Source organism: Vibrio furnissii CIP 102972 (genome assembly GCF_000176175.1).
In the GTDB taxonomy this organism is placed as follows: Bacteria; Pseudomonadota; Gammaproteobacteria; order Enterobacterales; family Vibrionaceae; genus Vibrio; species Vibrio furnissii.
Genome location: NZ_ACZP01000014.1, coordinates 714606 through 731400, shown reverse-complemented (window position 1 = coordinate 731400; position 16795 = coordinate 714606). Strand labels below are relative to the sequence as shown.

The 16795-nt window shown below is 52.2% G+C and carries 14 protein-coding genes and 1 pseudogene; 1 reads left to right on the top strand and 14 read right to left on the bottom strand.

The features are described 5' to 3' along the window. Positions 1 to 27: 27 nt before the first annotated feature. The 13 genes and pseudogenes from VFA_RS13490 to VFA_RS13435 all read right to left on the bottom strand — a co-directional run bounded on the left by VFA_RS13490 (position 28) and on the right by VFA_RS13435 (position 14484). The gene (locus VFA_RS13490) at positions 28 to 1719 is read right to left on the bottom strand and encodes an ATP-binding SpoIIE family protein phosphatase (protein ID WP_172475444.1); all 1692 of its coding nucleotides are present in this window, start codon (positions 1717 to 1719) and stop codon (positions 28 to 30) included. 26 nt (positions 1720 to 1745) lie between these two features. Next, positions 1746 to 2045, bottom strand: coding sequence for an STAS domain-containing protein (locus tag VFA_RS13485; protein ID WP_004727397.1), 300 nt, complete (start codon positions 2043 to 2045; stop codon positions 1746 to 1748). A gap of 9 nt (positions 2046 to 2054) precedes the next feature. Then, positions 2055 to 3245: a methyl-accepting chemotaxis protein gene (locus tag VFA_RS13480; RefSeq protein ID WP_004727396.1), complete on the bottom strand. Its 1191-nt coding sequence runs from the start codon at positions 3243 to 3245 to the stop codon at positions 2055 to 2057. Positions 3246 to 3272: 27 nt separating this feature from the next. Beyond that, complete coding sequence (locus VFA_RS13475) at positions 3273 to 4319, bottom strand: protein-glutamate methylesterase/protein-glutamine glutaminase (RefSeq protein ID WP_004727395.1); 1047 nt, start codon at positions 4317 to 4319, stop codon at positions 3273 to 3275. Next, positions 4316 to 4963 carry a chemotaxis protein CheD gene (locus VFA_RS13470; protein WP_004727394.1) on the bottom strand — a complete coding sequence of 216 codons (648 nt, stop codon included), beginning with the start codon at positions 4961 to 4963 and terminating at the stop codon, positions 4316 to 4318. Before VFA_RS13470 ends, VFA_RS13475 begins: the two co-directional genes overlap by 4 nt. A 6-nt stretch (positions 4964 to 4969) precedes the next feature. Further along, positions 4970 to 5800 (bottom strand): CheR family methyltransferase, encoded by an 831-nt coding sequence (locus tag VFA_RS13465; protein ID WP_004727393.1) that lies wholly within the window; start codon positions 5798 to 5800, stop codon positions 4970 to 4972. A gap of 14 nt (positions 5801 to 5814) precedes the next feature. Next, positions 5815 to 8232 carry an aerotaxis transducer Aer2 gene (gene aer2, locus VFA_RS13460; protein WP_004727392.1) on the bottom strand — a complete coding sequence of 806 codons (2418 nt, stop codon included), beginning with the start codon at positions 8230 to 8232 and terminating at the stop codon, positions 5815 to 5817. A 10-nt stretch (positions 8233 to 8242) separates the two neighbouring features. Then, the gene (locus VFA_RS13455) at positions 8243 to 8707 is read right to left on the bottom strand and encodes a chemotaxis protein CheW (RefSeq protein WP_038152282.1); all 465 of its coding nucleotides are present in this window, start codon (positions 8705 to 8707) and stop codon (positions 8243 to 8245) included. Beyond that, a pseudogene (locus VFA_RS23225) lies at positions 8707 to 9199 on the bottom strand (chemotaxis protein CheW). The gene VFA_RS13455 and the pseudogene VFA_RS23225 overlap by 1 nt, the downstream one beginning before the upstream one ends. A 58-nt stretch (positions 9200 to 9257) precedes the next feature. Next, positions 9258 to 11444 (bottom strand): chemotaxis protein CheA, encoded by a 2187-nt coding sequence (locus VFA_RS13450; RefSeq protein ID WP_038151788.1) that lies wholly within the window; start codon positions 11442 to 11444, stop codon positions 9258 to 9260. A gap of 57 nt (positions 11445 to 11501) precedes the next feature. Beyond that, on the bottom strand, positions 11502 to 11861 hold the full coding sequence (locus tag VFA_RS13445) for a response regulator (RefSeq protein ID WP_004727389.1): 360 nt from the start codon (positions 11859 to 11861) through the stop codon (positions 11502 to 11504). After that, the gene (locus VFA_RS13440) at positions 11861 to 12145 is read right to left on the bottom strand and encodes an STAS domain-containing protein (RefSeq protein ID WP_004727388.1); all 285 of its coding nucleotides are present in this window, start codon (positions 12143 to 12145) and stop codon (positions 11861 to 11863) included. Before VFA_RS13440 ends, VFA_RS13445 begins: the two co-directional genes overlap by 1 nt. A gap of 284 nt (positions 12146 to 12429) precedes the next feature. Beyond that, the gene (locus tag VFA_RS13435; RefSeq protein ID WP_004727387.1) at positions 12430 to 14484 is read right to left on the bottom strand and encodes a tRNA(Met) cytidine acetyltransferase TmcA domain-containing protein; all 2055 of its coding nucleotides are present in this window, start codon (positions 14482 to 14484) and stop codon (positions 12430 to 12432) included. A gap of 221 nt (positions 14485 to 14705) precedes the next feature. On the opposite strand from VFA_RS13435, the gene VFA_RS13430 reads away from it, so the two are divergent. After that, positions 14706 to 15740: an ABC transporter substrate-binding protein gene (locus tag VFA_RS13430; RefSeq protein ID WP_004727386.1), complete on the top strand. Its 1035-nt coding sequence runs from the start codon at positions 14706 to 14708 to the stop codon at positions 15738 to 15740. 83 nt (positions 15741 to 15823) lie between these two features. On the opposite strand, the gene VFA_RS13425 is transcribed toward VFA_RS13430, so the two are convergent. Then, positions 15824 to 16795, bottom strand: coding sequence for a ParB/RepB/Spo0J family partition protein (locus tag VFA_RS13425; RefSeq protein WP_004727385.1), 972 nt, complete (start codon positions 16793 to 16795; stop codon positions 15824 to 15826).

Sequence of the window (16795 nt, the reverse complement as noted above, 5' to 3'; positions counted from 1 at the left end):
ATGAATCAGGTTTTACAGTGTAAATGGTTAGGGGATGGGTGACGGAAAAGGATGCGAACCGCTAAATACATACACGGCATGCACGCACTTACCGCCATTGGAATAGTGCAGCGACTCGCATAACTCAGACGCCAACAAGATACCTCGACCGTATGTGAAGTCGGCATCGACGCTGCGCTGCTGCTGGCAATCAAACCCTCTGCCACTGTGTTCCAAGGTAAATTCAATCCGCGAACGGCTCGGCTGATAATCGACATCCAATCGAATCCAATGCGCATCATCGAGCGCGTTGAGTTTCTCTTCGCGCACTTGGTAGTAACGAATGAAGCCATCGGGATCGTCTTTGATGTCCGATTTCAGCGCCAGCAAGCCATGTTCAATCGCATTGGAAAAGAGCTCCGACAAAATCGAACACAACAGATCCAAATGCGCACCGCCCAACACAATGCCTTTAAGAAAGGTGCGCACTTCATTCATCACCACCACCTCACGCAACACTGAAGCTGGGAAACTGAGCGTACTTTTGACCGGCAACTTGCTCAACAGCAATGGCGGCGTCAATTGCACTGGGCTGATGTTGGTAATGGGAAACGTCATGGTCAAAATGGAGAGATCGTCGCTGGTGCCAGCTTTGGCAAATCGCTGCACTTCATCGTACAGCGTGGGAATCAGCTCGCCCTGCGGCACCCGGCCAAGCAGCGTTTCTAAACGTGCCTCACCATACAATTCACCGGCGGCATTTTCTGCTTCCGTGATGCCATCGGTATAACACACAATCCGCTGCCCCGGCTCCAATTTGACCTGCTGAATATCACTTTCAAATTCATGAACGTTGAGCACGCCAAGCGGCATGTGCGACGAGACTAAGCGTTTAATGATTTGGCCGGACTCATCCAACACATACCCTTCGGGTAAACCGCCGCCCCACCACGAGACTTCAAATCCATTGGCTCGCACTTCAAACACGCTCGCGGCCAACATCATGCCGGTCGGCAGAAAACTTTCTAGGGAGCGATTGAGCTCCGTGACAATTTCCCCCAGCGATAATCCCCGTGCAGCGGTCGAAAAGAAGGTGCGCGTGGCCGGAATGGTTGAGATGGCCGCTGGTAAACCACTGCCTGTCGCATCGGCAATCATCACATACACGCCGCCATAGGGCCGACTGGCCACCACAATCAGATCGCCATTGAAAATGGTAGAGGGGGTTGAAATGTATTCGATGCCAAAAATGTGCTCGACCTGCGCGCTCATCTCTTCCATCAAATTGGAGAAAATCGATTCGGAGATCGCGTAGTCGTATTGAACCTGTTCACGAAAGTGTTGCAGTTGATCGCGCTGCTCCGTCACCTCGTTGTGCATTTTCACCACTCGATAATGCGCCTGCACTTTGGCAATCAACACACTGCGTTCTACCGGTTTGAGGATGAAATCATCCCCCAGCGACAAGCAGCGTTCAAACGAGTCGTGATCATCCAGAACGGTGAGAAAGATGATGGGAATATAGTTGTCCGGAAATGCACGGCGAATGTCTTGCGCAGTGGCAAAACCATCTTTGATCGGCATCATCACATCCAGCAGAATCAAATCGGGCAGCGATGTCATCTGCTGCATCGCCTCGACCACGCCTTGGCCGTTTTCAAACACATCAATGTGTTCTGCCACATGTGCCAACATAAACCGGCACAGCTCTCGATTGGTGGCATGATCGTCGATCACCATCACTCGCATAGGGGTCGCCTCACGCTCTATTCAATGGAGAACTTCTTATCGAAGCGAGAAATCATCAACACTTTCCTGACTTGCGGCAGCGTGTTGATGATGCGAATCATGCCATCTGGCTGTTCGAGGTAATTTTTCATGTTCAACAACATCCCCAAGGCCGCACTATCAATGTAGTTCACTTTGCGCATGTCGACGGTGTAACGGTGGTCAAAGCGTTTGGCATAACTGCTGCGAAAATCCTGCACCAAATTAAAACAGAACGTGCCCTCCACCGAGATAGTCACGTGCTTGTTCTCATTGTCGATATTGGTTTCAATGCCCATAGTTTCTCCTTAGAACAGCTCCACTTCACCTTCGTCCATGCAGCTCTGATTGGCCGCTGGCGCGCTGCGTTTGGACGAGCGCTCCTCCAGCTGTTGAATTTGTGCCGTGACCGCTTCCAGCGCCTGTGTGTTGTGGCGCAGCATACTCAGCAAGCTAATGGCCTCTTCCAAGTAATTGAGTGAATCCTGCGCATAATCCCCTTGCTGAACCACTATGTCGGCAAATTGCAGCGAACGCACACCATCGCCAACGTGTTTAACCAACACTTGCCCCAGCTCTTGCATTTTTTGCACTTCACGCTCAATTTCGGTGTTCACCTGTTGTACCCCATGCAGCATGTCATCCACTTTGCCTTTGGAGGCTTCAACGTGTGACATATCAATGGATGCCATTTCACCCACAGTTTTATTGGCTTCTTTCACCGTTTGCTGCGCAATCTGGATCTCTTTTTCGATTTGGCTGTTGAGCGCTTCCGCTTTCACCGACAGGTTACGAACCTCTTGGGCCACCACCGCAAATCCGCGCCCAGCCTCACCCGCGCGTGCTGCTTCAATGGCGGCATTCAGCGCCAACAGATTGGTTTGCTCAGACAAGCCCCGCACCTGATCAAGCAACTGAAACACCACGTCCAACTTGAGTGACATGTCGCGAATGCTGTTGACGGCTGAGGTGCTCTTTTCCGACACATTCAACAGCGTAGAAACAAATTCATTGATGATGGCTTCGGTGCGCGGCAGCACCGTGGTTAAGCTATATTCACTGTTTTGGTTGGCCAGTAGGTTATTCACCAACGTACTGGAAATCGCCGATTGCTGTTCACTGACGGTTTGCAGGCCGAAAAAGCTCTCGTTGAGCAGTTCGACGGATTCATCGACGATGCGATGCTGCTTTTCCAACGGTTCGCGCACGCGTTCGATATTCAGGCTCACCACCGATTCAAGCCGTTCGCTGGACTGATGCGCTTGATTTGATGGCGGCTGTGATGTCTGGACGGCCCCGTTAGTTTGGCGCACCGAGGCTGCCGCAGGGGTGGCGTCAACTGTTTGCCTCGCCGACAACACTAACCAAGGCAATGCCGCTGCGACCATCGCGCCGAGCATGAACCACACGCTCTGCGCCAGCATCGCCAAACCGCCTAACACCACCACTTGGGCAAGCAGAATCAAGCCTTTTCTATTGCGTGTTTTTGTCTCTTTCATATCCGCTCCTGGGCACCACATCCAACGTCATTTTTTGTGCATTTGTATTTGTTCACAGATCCATTGCGGCACCGCATTGAGCGCGCGCACATCGAGCGCGCCGCCGAGTTCAACCGCCACTCTCGGCATGCCCCACACCACACTGCTCTTTTCATCTTGCGCCACCGTCGGAGCCCCTTGTTGGCGCATTCGCAACATACCTCGCGCGCCATCTTGTCCCATGCCGGTCAGAATCACGCCGATGGCGCGATCGCCCGCCACTTCTGCCACCGAATCAAACATCACATCCACGGACGGTTTGTGACGATTGACCGGGCCGCGGTCATCCAATTCGGCATAAAACTGCGCGCCGCGTTTGACCACCACCATGTGGCGATCGCCCGGCGCCAAATACGCGTGTCCTGCCAACAGTAACGTGTGGCCGCTGGTGACTTCCTGTACGCTGATGGCGCTGTGATCATCCAAGCGTTTGGCAAATGATGGCGTAAACATGGCACTGATGTGTTGCGTGATCACAATCGGTGGCAACGTGGCGGGCAGCGCCGACAGCACACTTTTCACCGCTTCCGTCCCCCCGGTTGAAGCGCCAATCGCGAGCAGTTGGATACGCGTCTCCCCCGCCGTGAACGGCAACGGAGGCGCCGAAACCGCTTTGGTGGCAGTGGCGACATTTGCGCCCGCCGCCATTTTGATTTTCTCGTTGACCAACGTTTTGTAATTGACCATGTCGGCGGTGTTGTCGACCGACGGCTTGGGGAAATAGTCAACAGCGCCAAGCTCCAAGGCGGCTAATGTGGCGTCTGCACCATGCTGCGCCAAGGTGGAAATCATCACCACCGGCATCGGACGCAGACGCATCAAATTGCGCAGAAATTGCACCCCATTCATCTTGGGCATTTCAATATCCAACGTCAGCACATCCGGGTTGTGGCGTTTGATCAGTTCACGCGCTTGATAGGGATCTTCAGCGCCCGCGACCACGTCAAGATCCGGATCTGAATCAATCAATTGCATCAGCAGCGCGCGAAACACCGGCGAATCATCCACGACCAACACTTTGATCTTTTTGCTCATTCAAACAGCTCCACTGGGGTCAACTCGGCATGTGTGGCTTGATCGAGTTGATGCGAATAACGCGCTTCATGACGTCGAATGGCCGTCACCTCAGCGCATGGAATACGCTTAATCCACACCTTGCCGCTTTTGGGATCAAACAGGACACGTCGCGGCTCAGACCCACCCAAATCCTGTGCTTGTACATTGAGGTGCTCGCGTTTGACGTAATCGAGCACAAACTCCACGTTCTTAATCCCAATCAACGATTGAAAACCCATCAATTGGGCACCACCAAACAACTTCACTTTCAAGCCGCGCCGATCAGCCCCCATATTAATCAGTTGGTTGATCAGCAGCTCCATCGCATAACAGCCATAGCGCGAAGCCGTCGAGAGAATCTCGTTGGGCTTCCAATGATGCAGTTGCGCGCTGGTATCAAACGGCAGCAAAAAATGATTCATGCCACCCACGCCCGCTTTTTCATCCCAGATACACGCCGACACACACGAACCCAGCCCAGTACAAATGATCTCCTCTTGCGCTGTGGCATAAACACCGCCCGGCAGCACTTTAACCCACGGCATGTTGGGTTTTAAATTGGGAAAACGATCGTATTTCACGTTCTCCATTTTGATTGTCGTGGTGGCTGGGCTATCCATCATGCTGCGCTACATCTTGACGTAAATCGTCTGGCCTAAATGGTGGAACATCGAACTGCAACGCCCCAAGCTTTCAGAATGACCCAGAAACAACACGCCGCCAGGTTTGAGTCGATCATGGAACCGCGTGATCAACAGCTCTTGTGTCGGTTTGTCGAAGTAGATCATCACATTCCGGCACAAGATCAGATCGAATTCATCGCGCATCGGCCAGTGATCGACCAGATTTAACTGATGAAACTGCACAAATTGTTGTAACTTGCGCGCCACTTTGATCTTGCCAGCTTGGTCACCTTTACCGCGTAGAAAACAGGGCTTGAGGTACGGCTTCGGAATGCTCGCCAGCGCGTCTTGCGAATAGATGCCGCGACGCGCGTGATCCAGCACTTGTGTATCGAGGTCTGTCGCCCAGATGTTAACGGATTCCGCAAAGTCGAACGTCCCCGACATCAGCAAAGACGCCGCCACGCTATACGGCTCTTCGCCCGTCGAGCAGCCTGCCGACCAAATGTTGATGTTGTGATTGCCCAAGCTGCGCCACCCCTCCACCACCACTTTTTCAAGGAATTCAAAATGATGATATTCGCGAAAGAATTGGGTCTTATTGGTGGTCAGCGTATTAATAAAGTGAATGCATTCCTGCTCATCGTGTTCAATCAACGCACGATATTCCGCAAAGCGGTTCAAGCCCCGGCGGCGCATCTGACGGCTAATACGCCCGTAAACCATGGCTCGCTTGCGGTCAGACAGATAAATGCCAACCCGTTTGTGCATAAACCACTGGATGAACTTGAAATCTTTGTCCGTCAGTTCAAATTCTTGTTCATTCAAAGCCAACATCGCTGAGTCCCTTGTTAAAACTCTTCCCACTCATCACCATCGTCGTTCAAATCGAGCCGGGCATTCGCCACTTTGCCCGGTGAACGCAGGTCGCTAACATTGCTGCGTTTCGATTGCTTGGGCACTTCGGGTGCGGTCGACTTGCGTGTTTCGAACGTGGTGATGTTGCTGTCGGTGGTAAAGAAGTTCATCAGATTCAACAGCTCTTTGCCTTCATCTTTCAGTGATTGGCTGGCCGCGGAAATCTCTTCCACCAACGACGCGTTCTGTTGCGTCATCTCATCCATTGCCGTCACTGCACGGTTGATCTCATCAATCCCGGTCGATTGTTCGATGCTGGACGACGCGATTTGGCCGATCAAATGCGACACTTTGCTGACTGCTTCTACGATCTCATTCAAGGTGGATCCCGATTCGTTCACCAAGCGCGATCCTTCGTCCACTTTCTCCACGCTGTCTTTGATCAAGCCTTTGATCTCTTTTGCTGCTGCCGCACTGCGCTGTGCAAGGTTGCGAACTTCGCCCGCGACCACGGCAAAACCACGACCTTGTTCACCTGCACGCGCCGCTTCAACCGCGGCATTCAGCGCTAACAAATTGGTTTGGAACGCGATTTCGTCAATCACGCCAATGATGTCCGCAATTTTCTTGCTGGCAGTGTTGATTTCACCCATGGCGTTAATCGCCTGCCCAACCACTTCGCCGCCTCGCGTCGCTTTTTTCGCGGCATCGGTGGACACGCCGTTGGCGTCTTTTGCGTTGTCGGCATTCTGGCGCACTGTCGCGGTCATCTGTTCCATGCTGGCCGCCGTTTGCTCCAGATTGGAGGCTTGCGCTTCAACACGTTGGCTCAAGTCGTTGTTTCCTTCGGCAATTTCAGTCGATGCCGTTGCCACCCGCGCCGAGGATTTGGTGATCTTGTCAACCATGGCGCGTATGTTGGTGATGGAGGTATTCACCGCTTCCGCCAACCGGCCAAATTCACCCTGATGTTCGTGCGGCATCTGGTTGTTGAGGTTACCCTCGGCAACTTGACTCATGACATCAATGCACTGCCCCAGCGGCTCCACCAAGGTATCCAATAGGTTGTTAATGCCATCACCGAGTTCGCGCATAAAGCCGTTGTAAACTGAGGTATCAATGCGTTCGTGCAGCTCGCCATCAATCGCTTTTTGAATCAGGCTTTCCACCTGACGCTGACCATCACGCTGTTCGGTGATATCCACCCATTGCAGCGCCGGGCCAATATAGTTGCCTTTGCCATCACGCATCGCGATGCAAGTGAGGTTAAATTCTAATGAGCCCACTTTGATGTTCGAACTGAATGGCAGCCGATCCGGATTGCTGATGATGCTGCGCTGATGGGACGGATTTTTGTGGAAGGTGTCAATGCTGCGTCCAACCAGTTTGCTGACCTCAAAGCCCGGAAACGCCTGCGCCAATTCGCTTTCTCGACTGCGCAGCAATGCCGCCAACGACGGGTTGAGGTATTGAATGATACCTTCTTGGTCGGCCATCATCAGGTTAGTGGTCATGCCCTCTACGGCCGACGCCAAACGGCCAATTTCGGTCTCTTTGGCCCGCTCTTCGGTGACATCGCGCCACTCCAGCGTATTGCCAATGTAGGCACCGCTGATGTCGAAAATCGCCGCGACGTTGAGCTCGATTTTCAACGGGCCAATCGTAATGTCGGTGCTGTAAGGTAAGTTATTGGGATCGCTGAGTAATTTGCGCTGATGCGCTGGATTACGGTGAAACTCATCGATGCAGCGTCCCATCAACCATTCCGACGACGCGGTAAAGCCCGACCATACCGTGCGCAGCGTCATTTCATGCTTGCGAAACAGCGTCAGTGTCTCTGTGTTGATATAAGTGATGTTGAAATCGCGGTCGATCATCACCATCGCCGTCTGCGCCTGATCAATCGCCGCCCGCAGACGCGCCACTTCATTTTCCTGCTGACGCAGCGCAGTCACGTCTTGCCATTCCAGCGTGTTGCCGATGTAAATGCCGTTTTGGTCGATAATCGCCCCGACGTTGAGTTCAATCTTGACCCCTTTGATATCGATGGTCGTCACGTACGGCAAGTTGGCGGGCGTGGAGAGCATCTGGCGTTGATGCGCTGGATTGCCGTGAAAATTATCGATGCAGTAACCCATCAAAAATTCTTCATCGGCGCGAAAATTGGGCCACACCGATTTGAACAAACTTTCATGTTGCTGAAGCAAATTCATCGACTGCTTATTGAGATAGGTAATTTTAAAATCTCGGTCGATCATCATCAGTGCGGTCTGCGCCGCATTGAGTGCGGAGAGAAGCTGCTGATTGGAAATTCCCTTCTCGGCCTCGTTTTCAAACTCATCAAGCAATGAGTCGGCCGCAGGTGCGACATAGTGCTGTTCTTTTTGGGGGTTGCGATTCCAAAATGCCATGAGTGTTCCCTCACATGATTGCTTCTTCAATGGTGTGGTGATTGAGTTCTGCCACGTCAAACAGCGACTCAATATCAATCAAAATCAAATGACCGCTTTTGACGGCGGCAATGCCTTTAATAAACTGTTGTTTTGCTGCGCTCGATAAATGTGGGGCTGGTTTGATCTGCTCCGGATGCAGTTCGTACACTTCCGCGACCCCATCCACAATCAGCCCCAGCGGGCGTTTCTGACTGTCGTTGAGTACCACCACCACGGTGGTGGCCGTGATCTGTGCAGGCGACAGATGAAAACGCATGCGTAAATCGACAATCGGGACGTATTCCCCGCGAATATCCAGCACGCCGATCATGTAGTCTGGCGAATTGGGTACCGAGCGCACGTCATTCCAGCCGCGGACTTCGCGCACATCGAGAATCAACACGCCGTACTCATCTTCATCCAAGACAAAACTGAGAAACTCTTGCGCCGCCATCACGCCTCCTCGCCCAAAATTCGGGCAATATCCAGCAGTGAATCGGTATCGAGCAGCGACATCACTTCCTCGCCAACGTTCAGTAATCCTTGGAGATACGGCGCCACGGACGTCTCGCCAATGGCGGGGAAATAAGTCGTTATCGCCTTGACCAATCACATCGCTGACCGCGTCGACCACCAACCCCATCAGCCGTGCGTGATCGCCCACATCACTGCGCAGCACCAGCACCACCGTCGTCGGTAAATAGTCATTGGTGCCTAAGCCAAAACGCAGGCGCAAATCCATGATCGGCACAATCATGCCGCGCAGATTGATCACGCCTTTCACAAAATGGGGGGAACGGGGAATCGGCGTAGGATGCTCCCACACGCGGATCTCTTCCACGTCGCGAATCGCGACGCCATAGAGTTCATTGGCTAAGCGAAAGCTGAGAAAATCGGCGCCACGTGACGAATCATCGTGGCTGGCCATCAGTGCAGCGTGCACCATTGATTCATGTTGAAGTGGGTGTGCGTGTTCGATATCCATTCGTCGCTCTCCTTCACAACTAGGCGGCCATGCCTTTTTGGCCACCGAGACTGCGGCGTTTCATATACGTGGTAATCAATCCCTGAATGTCTAAAATCAGAGACACAGAGCCATCGCCCAAAATGGTGGCGCCAGAAATACCGGCCACCTTGGCGTAATTCGATTCGAGACTTTTGATCACCACTTGTTGTTGATCGAGCAGTTCATCGACCAGCAGCCCAACCCGATTGCCCGCCGCTTCAACAAAGCAAAGTAGCCGTCTGCCGAGCGCGCCACTGCTGCCCATTTCCAGTTCATCTTGCAAACGTAAAATGGGGATGTTCTCGTCCCGCAGGCGATACAACTCAACGCCGCCGGACGCTAACTTGACGCATGATGGATTGATTTGAATCGATTCCACGATGGTCAGCAGAGGAATGATGTAGACTTCGCTGCCGACACGCACCAGTTGACCATCGAGAATGGCGAGCGTGAGCGGCAAACTGATGGTGAAGTGACTGCCCTTACCAAGACTTGATTCCACTTCAATGTGGCCACCCAGCTCTTCAATGTTGCGTTTCACCACGTCCATGCCGACGCCACGACCGGAAATGTCAGACACTTGATCGGCGGTCGAGAAACCGGGCGCGAAAATCAGGTTGAGCACTTGTTTATCTGAAATTTCATCCCGGCGGGAGTCGGCCGGTAACACCCCTTTTTCAACCGCTTTGCGCCATACGCGATCGCAGTCAATGCCCGCACCATCGTCTTTCACTTCGATGATGATGGAGCCACCCTGATGATAGGCGTCGAGTTCGATCAGCCCCATTTCCGGTTTGCCTGCATCCAAACGTTGCTGCGGACGCTCAATCCCATGGTCAATGCCATTGCGCACTAAATGCACCAATGGGTCGACAATGCGTTCGAGCACGGTTTTATCCAGTTCGGTATTCTCACCTTGGATCTGCAAATCGACTTTCTTTTCCAGACGACCGCACAAATCGCGCACCAAGCGAGGAAAACGACTAAACGCAAAGCTCATCGGCAACATGCGAATGTTGAGCACGTTTTCTTGCAGGTCTTTGCTGTTTTGCAATAGCTGCGCGAGCCCCGCTTGCAGTTTTTCCAGTTTATCCATCGAGAAGTCGTGGCCGATTTCAGTCAGCATCGATTGGGTGATGACCAACTCCCCAACAAGGTTAATCAGGCTGTCGACCTTATCGATATCGACCCGAATCGACGTCACGCTCGACTCCGATTTCGCCGCTTTCACCGGCGCTTTCTCTTTGCTTTCCTGACTTTGCGTTTCGGGGCGTTTTGTTTCACTCAGGGAAGTATCGTGGCATCGCCCATCGTCCATACTGGCTTTGGGCAGGTTGGCGTCATGTAAAGGTGCAGCATGGCCGGTTTGAATAGGCGCTGCTGTCTCTGTTGCCGAAGGGTCAGTTGTATCGCTCGCCTTCGCGCTCACCTCATCCGCACCAAGGGATGAATCAACGGGCGTTCGCGTCAGAAGCAAATCACACTCATCTTCCACCCATTCGAAGATTTCACGAATGGCCGCCTCTTCCACCGCCCCATCGAGACGTGCTCGCCACGCGAGGTAGCAAAGCTCGGCTTCCATTTCGAGCAACTCCGGCAGTGCAGAGGCATCGGCTTCAATCTCACATTGCGGGTCAAGCTCATGCAGCTCGCGCAAAATGCGCAGCGGATCGTTGCCGCTAAAAAACAGTTCTTGATGAGGCACAAAGCCCACCATCCAAGGGCCTAAGGCCTCATCGCACGCCTCATCTGAAGTTTGGTCACTCACAGGTTGCGCCGCAGCGTCAGGGGCAGCAACGGCCTGAAGTAACGCAGCAAGCTGATGACTTACCGAGGCTTTCAAGTCAACATCGACATCCGATCCGGTTTCGTGTCCTTCCAACATATCTCGAATCACGTCGCAGCTTTTCAGCAGCACATCCACGCTTTGCGCTGACAATTGTGTTTCCTGATTGCGAACTTTGTCGAGATAGGCTTCGACCGAATGAGTGAACTCACTGATATCAAGCAAATTGAAGGTCGCGGCCCCGCCCTTGATGGAGTGAGCGGCGCGAAAAATGGTGTTAATGGTTTCGTGATCTCCCTCTTGTGGGTCAAGATGGAGTAGCACATTTTCCAGCACTTCAAGATTTTCACGACATTCTTCGTAAAACATCTTACGCAGCTGTTCCATGTCTAAAGCCATATGCAGTCCTGCCAATTGACGTTATCGAGTTTCAACACTTCCAAGTCGAAGCAAAAATTACAGCACGCGTTTTAGAGTTTTTAGTAACGTGTCCGGGTTAAACGGTTTGACGAGCCAGCCGGTCGCGCCCGCCAGTTTGCCTTCTTGTTTTTTCTCCATGCTGGTTTCTGTGGTCAGCATGAGGATGGGAATAAATTTGTATTGTGGGTTACCGCGAATCGCTTTGACCAATTCAAAGCCGCCCATGTTGGGCATGTTGACATCGGAAATCACCACATCGAATTTGGTGCTCTGCGCTTTGGTCAGGGCTTCGCGACCATCATTGGCAGTTTCGACGTCATACCCTGCATCCTTAAGGGTGTGGCTAACCATCTGACGAATAGAAATGGAGTCATCTACAGCGAGAATTTTTGTCATTACGTCTTCCTTGTTGCATCTTGAGATTCCATAAACCAGCGCTCAAGGCCCAGCACATCGATGCCTTCCTGTAACGCTTCAGAGATGTTTTCTAAACGGATGTCGCGCTCTGCCAAACGTGCAGACTCAACAAACGAGACCAGAAGCTGCATGCCCGCTGCGTCCACACGTGACACATGCGTGGCATCAATGACCAAAGGGGTGGCTTGTTGCAGCCATTCTTGATATTGGACTTTGCAATCAACCACATTGCTGATGTCCAGACTCTCATTTAAGGTGAACACAAGCCGAATTCCTTGTCATTGTGCGCTAATGAAGGTTCCTTTTTTTCTTTTGTGAGTGTAGAAAGGAATGCTTAATTAGCAAATTGCATAATAGGGATTCATTTCTCTGGTCAATACAACTTTTGAGTTAGACGAGAAGATAAGGCACTTAATCTAAAGGATTTTTTTGGGCGGTAACGAAAAAGAAAAAGCCCTACGAAAGTGAAGTAATACATAGGACTTTTTTGACATGGAAGCGCGGAGGGAAGCATTTACACTGTAAATCAGCCCCACTCAAACCGATCTCATTGCGACGTTTTACACTGTAAATTTGTCAGTAACTTAGCGAGTGATTCACGAATTTTGGCTTCGATTTGTTTTCGGCCCGAACCATCACATGCATTGGCACATTCTTGCCAAGTGTGTCGTTGTAAGACTTTGGCAATCAATACATCCGACACCGCTAACCATTGTTCTGCGCGCAAACTCAGTAAAAGTTGTTCAATCCACGCGGCAACGCTTTCATAGTTTGCGCCGCCATTGGCGTAGTGCTGCAATAACGTCAGCGGGATGGTCGTTGTGACTGGCGTTTTGGCGTGACTCATTAACTGACGCACCAATGCAGGCGTTAACGTTCGTAACGTCTCACTGAGTTCATAGCTCAAATGAATCGGGAATTGCGCCGTCGCCTCTTCCACCCAAGGTTGTGAATGGTGTTGAATCATCAACAGGGAGTGGCAGCCGCTGGCTTGGTCGCGCTGCGAGCCGATTTTGACGGCGCAGAATTGGTTGTGCTGCCAAAAGCGAACCAGCTCAGAGGTGGCGCCAAAGCTGGTGGCGTAGTAATCAGCAGGATGACTCGCCACAAAGTTCGATAACAAAGACGAACCGACACCGCGCTGCTGTAACTGAGGATGGATGGCAATGCGCATGATCCGCAAACACGTTTGCTGAGCAGCAACGGCCATGCCCAGTTGATTGGCTAACGTCACCGGTGCAAGATGACCTTTAGGGCGACGTTGTCCGCGCTGAATCTGTTCAATCAATGTGTCATCCAATCCCCCTTCCCGCACCGCCAATATGCAGCCAATTACGCGCTCGTCGGCGCGCGCAACGAACACGCACATCGCATCGTCTCCCAGAAGGTGCAGCACATCATTGGGCGATGTTTGATAATGGGCGTTCACCAGCAAGGCAAAGATGTCAGCCAGCAAAGCGGGTTGCTGAAGTAACTCAGCTTGGGGAATGGCTTGATAGCGTAGTGACGTCAGGTTGAGATCGCGGGGCAACAATGCAACATCAGAATCAAGTAAGAACGCGCGCCGATGCCATGCTTCCAGCGAATCATCAGGGCTCCAGCGTATCGGATGGTCAAGGTGCAACGTGCGCATCTGCGGTCGCTGCTGTTGCAACCACTGTTGGAACTTCAACGTGAATCCTCGCCCACACCCTTCATAGCCGTGGATGGTGGTCGAGAACACCGCGCGGTGATAACGCTCAACAAAAGTCATCAACATGGGTAACGGCAGCGCTGCCGCCTCATCAACCAATAACACATCACATTCTGGCTGATGCAAGATAATCTCATCCGGCGCCATAAAACGCAGTTGCGATGCCTGATAATGCAGCGCACCTTTGGATGCCTGCGCCAACGGAAGACATCGCGCAGCGTGCTGAAATAGCGGCGCAACGTTGGCCAGTGTGGGAGCCGTCACGATGATGTTCAACGACCGGGACTGCATCAATTGCGCCGCAGCGATCCCTAACGCACTGCTTTTACCTCGCCCGCGATCAGCCGTCAGCACCAGCGGTCGTTTACGATGCCCTTCCACCACACGGACAACCTGTGCAATCGCTTCGGCTTGCTGAGCAAAGGCATCTTCAGGCGCAGCCACGTCGACCTTCGGCGACATCGGTACTGGCGGCAAAGACGCCAGCGTAGTTGGAGTGACTTGCAGTAATTCTGCAAACGCGGCGGCCAGCCATTGCTGAGCTGGATTTTCGCTCACCACTTGATCGCCAATCAGCAGCAAAAGACCACCGCCGGTCAATGTTCCCAACGCAGCGCTAAAGCTGTTGGCATCAAATCCCTCGCTGACATCGCAAATCAGCCATTGGCATTCACGCCCCAAGAGATACTGACCTTTATTGAATGCCACTGGCGTTACGCCCGCACGAGCCATGCCACCCAATTGAAACACTGTGCTATCGCTTGCGAGCTGCTGCATCAATGCATCTACAACGGCGTGTTGCCATTCCAGTGTTCCTTGTAGACGCACACCGAAACGGCCATTGCACGTGACGGCTAAATGCTGAAGCTGATCAAAAAATTGCAAAATAGTTGCGGTTGGATTTGCCATAAAAAACCGTGAGTTGTTGCCATTGCACCATGGTAGCACAGGCGTGCACCTGCGCCATATTCCGTCCTGATTAGCCTGCGCGCGGTTGCACCAAATTCGTCATTTGAAGGCTAAAATCTTTTTCCATAACGACAAATTATATTTGCTTTATTGCGCTTCTCATTTCACTAATGATGCATGCGAAATCCAGCGTGGTGCTGGCCTTTAGGAATCAAAATACAATGAAAAATTTCATCAAAGGATTGGTACTCGCTGCAGTGGTCGCTTCTAGCCAAGTGAATGCAGAGACAAAAACGCTGAATGTCTACGCTTGGGGAGGTTACCTGCCCGAAGCATCACTGAAGAAATTTGAGCAGCAAGAAGGCGTCACCATTAACTATTCAACCTTTGAGAACAATGAGTCGATGTACACCAAACTCAAACTTCTGAAAGGCGGCGGTTATGACGTGGTGTTTGCATCAGCTTACTTTATCGAAAAGATGGGCCGTGAAGGCCTGTTGGCTGAACTCGACCACGCACAAATCCCCAACATGAAAGATACGATGCCTTCCCTACTCGGCCAGGCGCACGATCCACAAAACAAATATTCGCTGCCGTATATCTGGGGCGTTACTGGTCTGAGCTACAACGAAGCCATGATTCCGGAAGGCATTACCCAGTGGAAAGATTTGTGGAACAGCAAATACGCACAGCAAGTGATGTTGATTGACGACATTCGCGATGTGTTTGGTATGGCACTGAAACTCAACGGCTACAGCATCAACACCAAGAACGAGAAAGAAATTGAGCAAGCGTATCAGTCGCTGGCGGCGCTGAAAGATAACGTGCTGCTCTACAACTCAGATGCACCGCACGTACCGTATGTGTCCGGCGAAGCGTCACTGGGCATGCAATGGAATGGCAACGCGTATCAGGGCCAACAAGAAATGCCAGAGCTGAAATTCGTGATGCCAGCGGAAGGCGCGGTGTTGTGGATGGATAACTTCACGATTCCATCGGGTAGCGAGCACAAAGCGTTGGCGCACAAGTTCATTAACTTTATGTACCAACCTGAAAACCAAGCGGAGATCGTGAACAGCCTTGGCTACGCCTCAGCGACCAAAAGTGGTCGCGCGTTACTGCCTGAAGCGCTGCGCAATAACGCCACCATTTTCCCTGCAGAAGAGGACATGGCGAAGGGTGAATTCATCAATGATGTTGGCCCCCAAGCCCTGGCTATTTATGAGAAATACTGGCAGCGCCTAAGAAACCAATAATTGCGATAAGCAGTAAAAAACCACCGGCATAACAGGTGGTTTAGGAATAGAAAATACAAAGCCCGCGAATGCGGGCTTTTTGTTTAACTCAGTTTTTGTTCGACAAAGGCGAGAATTTCTTTCATCAGCGCGTCATCGACTTTTTTCAGATTCAGCGCCAAATTGGACCCTTTGCGCGAGTAACTGACACGCCCTTTGACCAAATCGACTTTGTTGCTGACCGCGCGTTTTGGCGGTACCAACTCCGCAATCCACTGTTCAATCGTCTCAGTCACCTCTTTGGTGATACGAGCCACGCCTTGTGATTGGCAGCGCTGCCACACCAAACCTTCCGCCTGATGGCACTTATTGAGCAACTCCGTTTGTTGCTCGGCGCTCAAATCGTTGAACTGCTTGTGCAGCTTCACGATGGTCGGACGGCCCAGTTCAACCACATTCGGGTACGCTTGCAGCAGCTCAAGGGGCAATGCCGCAGCTTTCAACGCGCCGCTCACCAACGCTTCGCTGCATTGGAACATTTTCGCGAGCGCTTTTTGATCTTCCGCTTCACCGCTATCGAGTTTGGCCTGCATTTCGTGCCCTTTCTCGTACAGCGACAACGGTTTGTGTGCGTTCGCGACATCCGACAGGAATTTCGCATGTTCGCCATTGATGTTGTCAGCGACGTAAACCAGGAACTCCTGATTGGCCAAAATACACGATTTACGACGACGGCTACCATCAAGCACTTCGATTTTGCCATCGGCCGTTTTGCGGCCCACGGCTGGGTATTGCTGACCGCGCTCACGCAGTGTGCTCAGCACGTCCGACAGTGCGTGTTCGTTGAGAAAAGCTTGTTCACGGGCATTTTCCGCAAACACCGTGGTGCGTGTCGCCACTTCTGCGGCCGGAATACGCACCAGTTCAAACGTCACCAGCTCTTCACCAGCCACAGACAGCTCAATCACTTGCGCTTGGGCCTTCGCGGCCGCCTGCGCTTCCTGTGGGGTTGACGCACGACGCTTGTCCGCTTTGCCAAAAAGTTTTGCGTTCAGATCCGACGTTTTAATTGCCAT

Coding starts and splice junctions, on each gene's coding strand:
- VFA_RS13490 (WP_172475444.1), bottom strand. CDS start 1,719: ATGGTGATCGACGATCATGCCACCAATCGAGAGCTGTGCCGGTTTATG.
- VFA_RS13485 (WP_004727397.1), bottom strand. CDS start 2,045: ATGGGCATTGAAACCAATATCGACAATGAGAACAAGCACGTGACTATC.
- VFA_RS13480 (WP_004727396.1), bottom strand. CDS start 3,245: ATGAAAGAGACAAAAACACGCAATAGAAAAGGCTTGATTCTGCTTGCC.
- VFA_RS13475 (WP_004727395.1), bottom strand. CDS start 4,319: ATGAGCAAAAAGATCAAAGTGTTGGTCGTGGATGATTCGCCGGTGTTT.
- VFA_RS13470 (WP_004727394.1), bottom strand. CDS start 4,963: ATGATGGATAGCCCAGCCACCACGACAATCAAAATGGAGAACGTGAAA.
- VFA_RS13465 (WP_004727393.1), bottom strand. CDS start 5,800: ATGTTGGCTTTGAATGAACAAGAATTTGAACTGACGGACAAAGATTTC.
- aer2 (WP_004727392.1), bottom strand. CDS start 8,232: ATGGCATTTTGGAATCGCAACCCCCAAAAAGAACAGCACTATGTCGCA.
- VFA_RS13455 (WP_038152282.1), bottom strand. CDS start 8,707: ATGGCGGCGCAAGAGTTTCTCAGTTTTGTCTTGGATGAAGATGAGTAC.
- VFA_RS13450 (WP_038151788.1), bottom strand. CDS start 11,444: ATGGCTTTAGACATGGAACAGCTGCGTAAGATGTTTTACGAAGAATGT.
- VFA_RS13445 (WP_004727389.1), bottom strand. CDS start 11,861: ATGACAAAAATTCTCGCTGTAGATGACTCCATTTCTATTCGTCAGATG.
- VFA_RS13435 (WP_004727387.1), bottom strand. CDS start 14,484: ATGGCAAATCCAACCGCAACTATTTTGCAATTTTTTGATCAGCTTCAG.
- VFA_RS13430 (WP_004727386.1), top strand. CDS start 14,706: ATGAAAAATTTCATCAAAGGATTGGTACTCGCTGCAGTGGTCGCTTCT.
- VFA_RS13425 (WP_004727385.1), bottom strand. CDS start 16,795: ATGGCAATTAAAACGTCGGATCTGAACGCAAAACTTTTTGGCAAAGCG.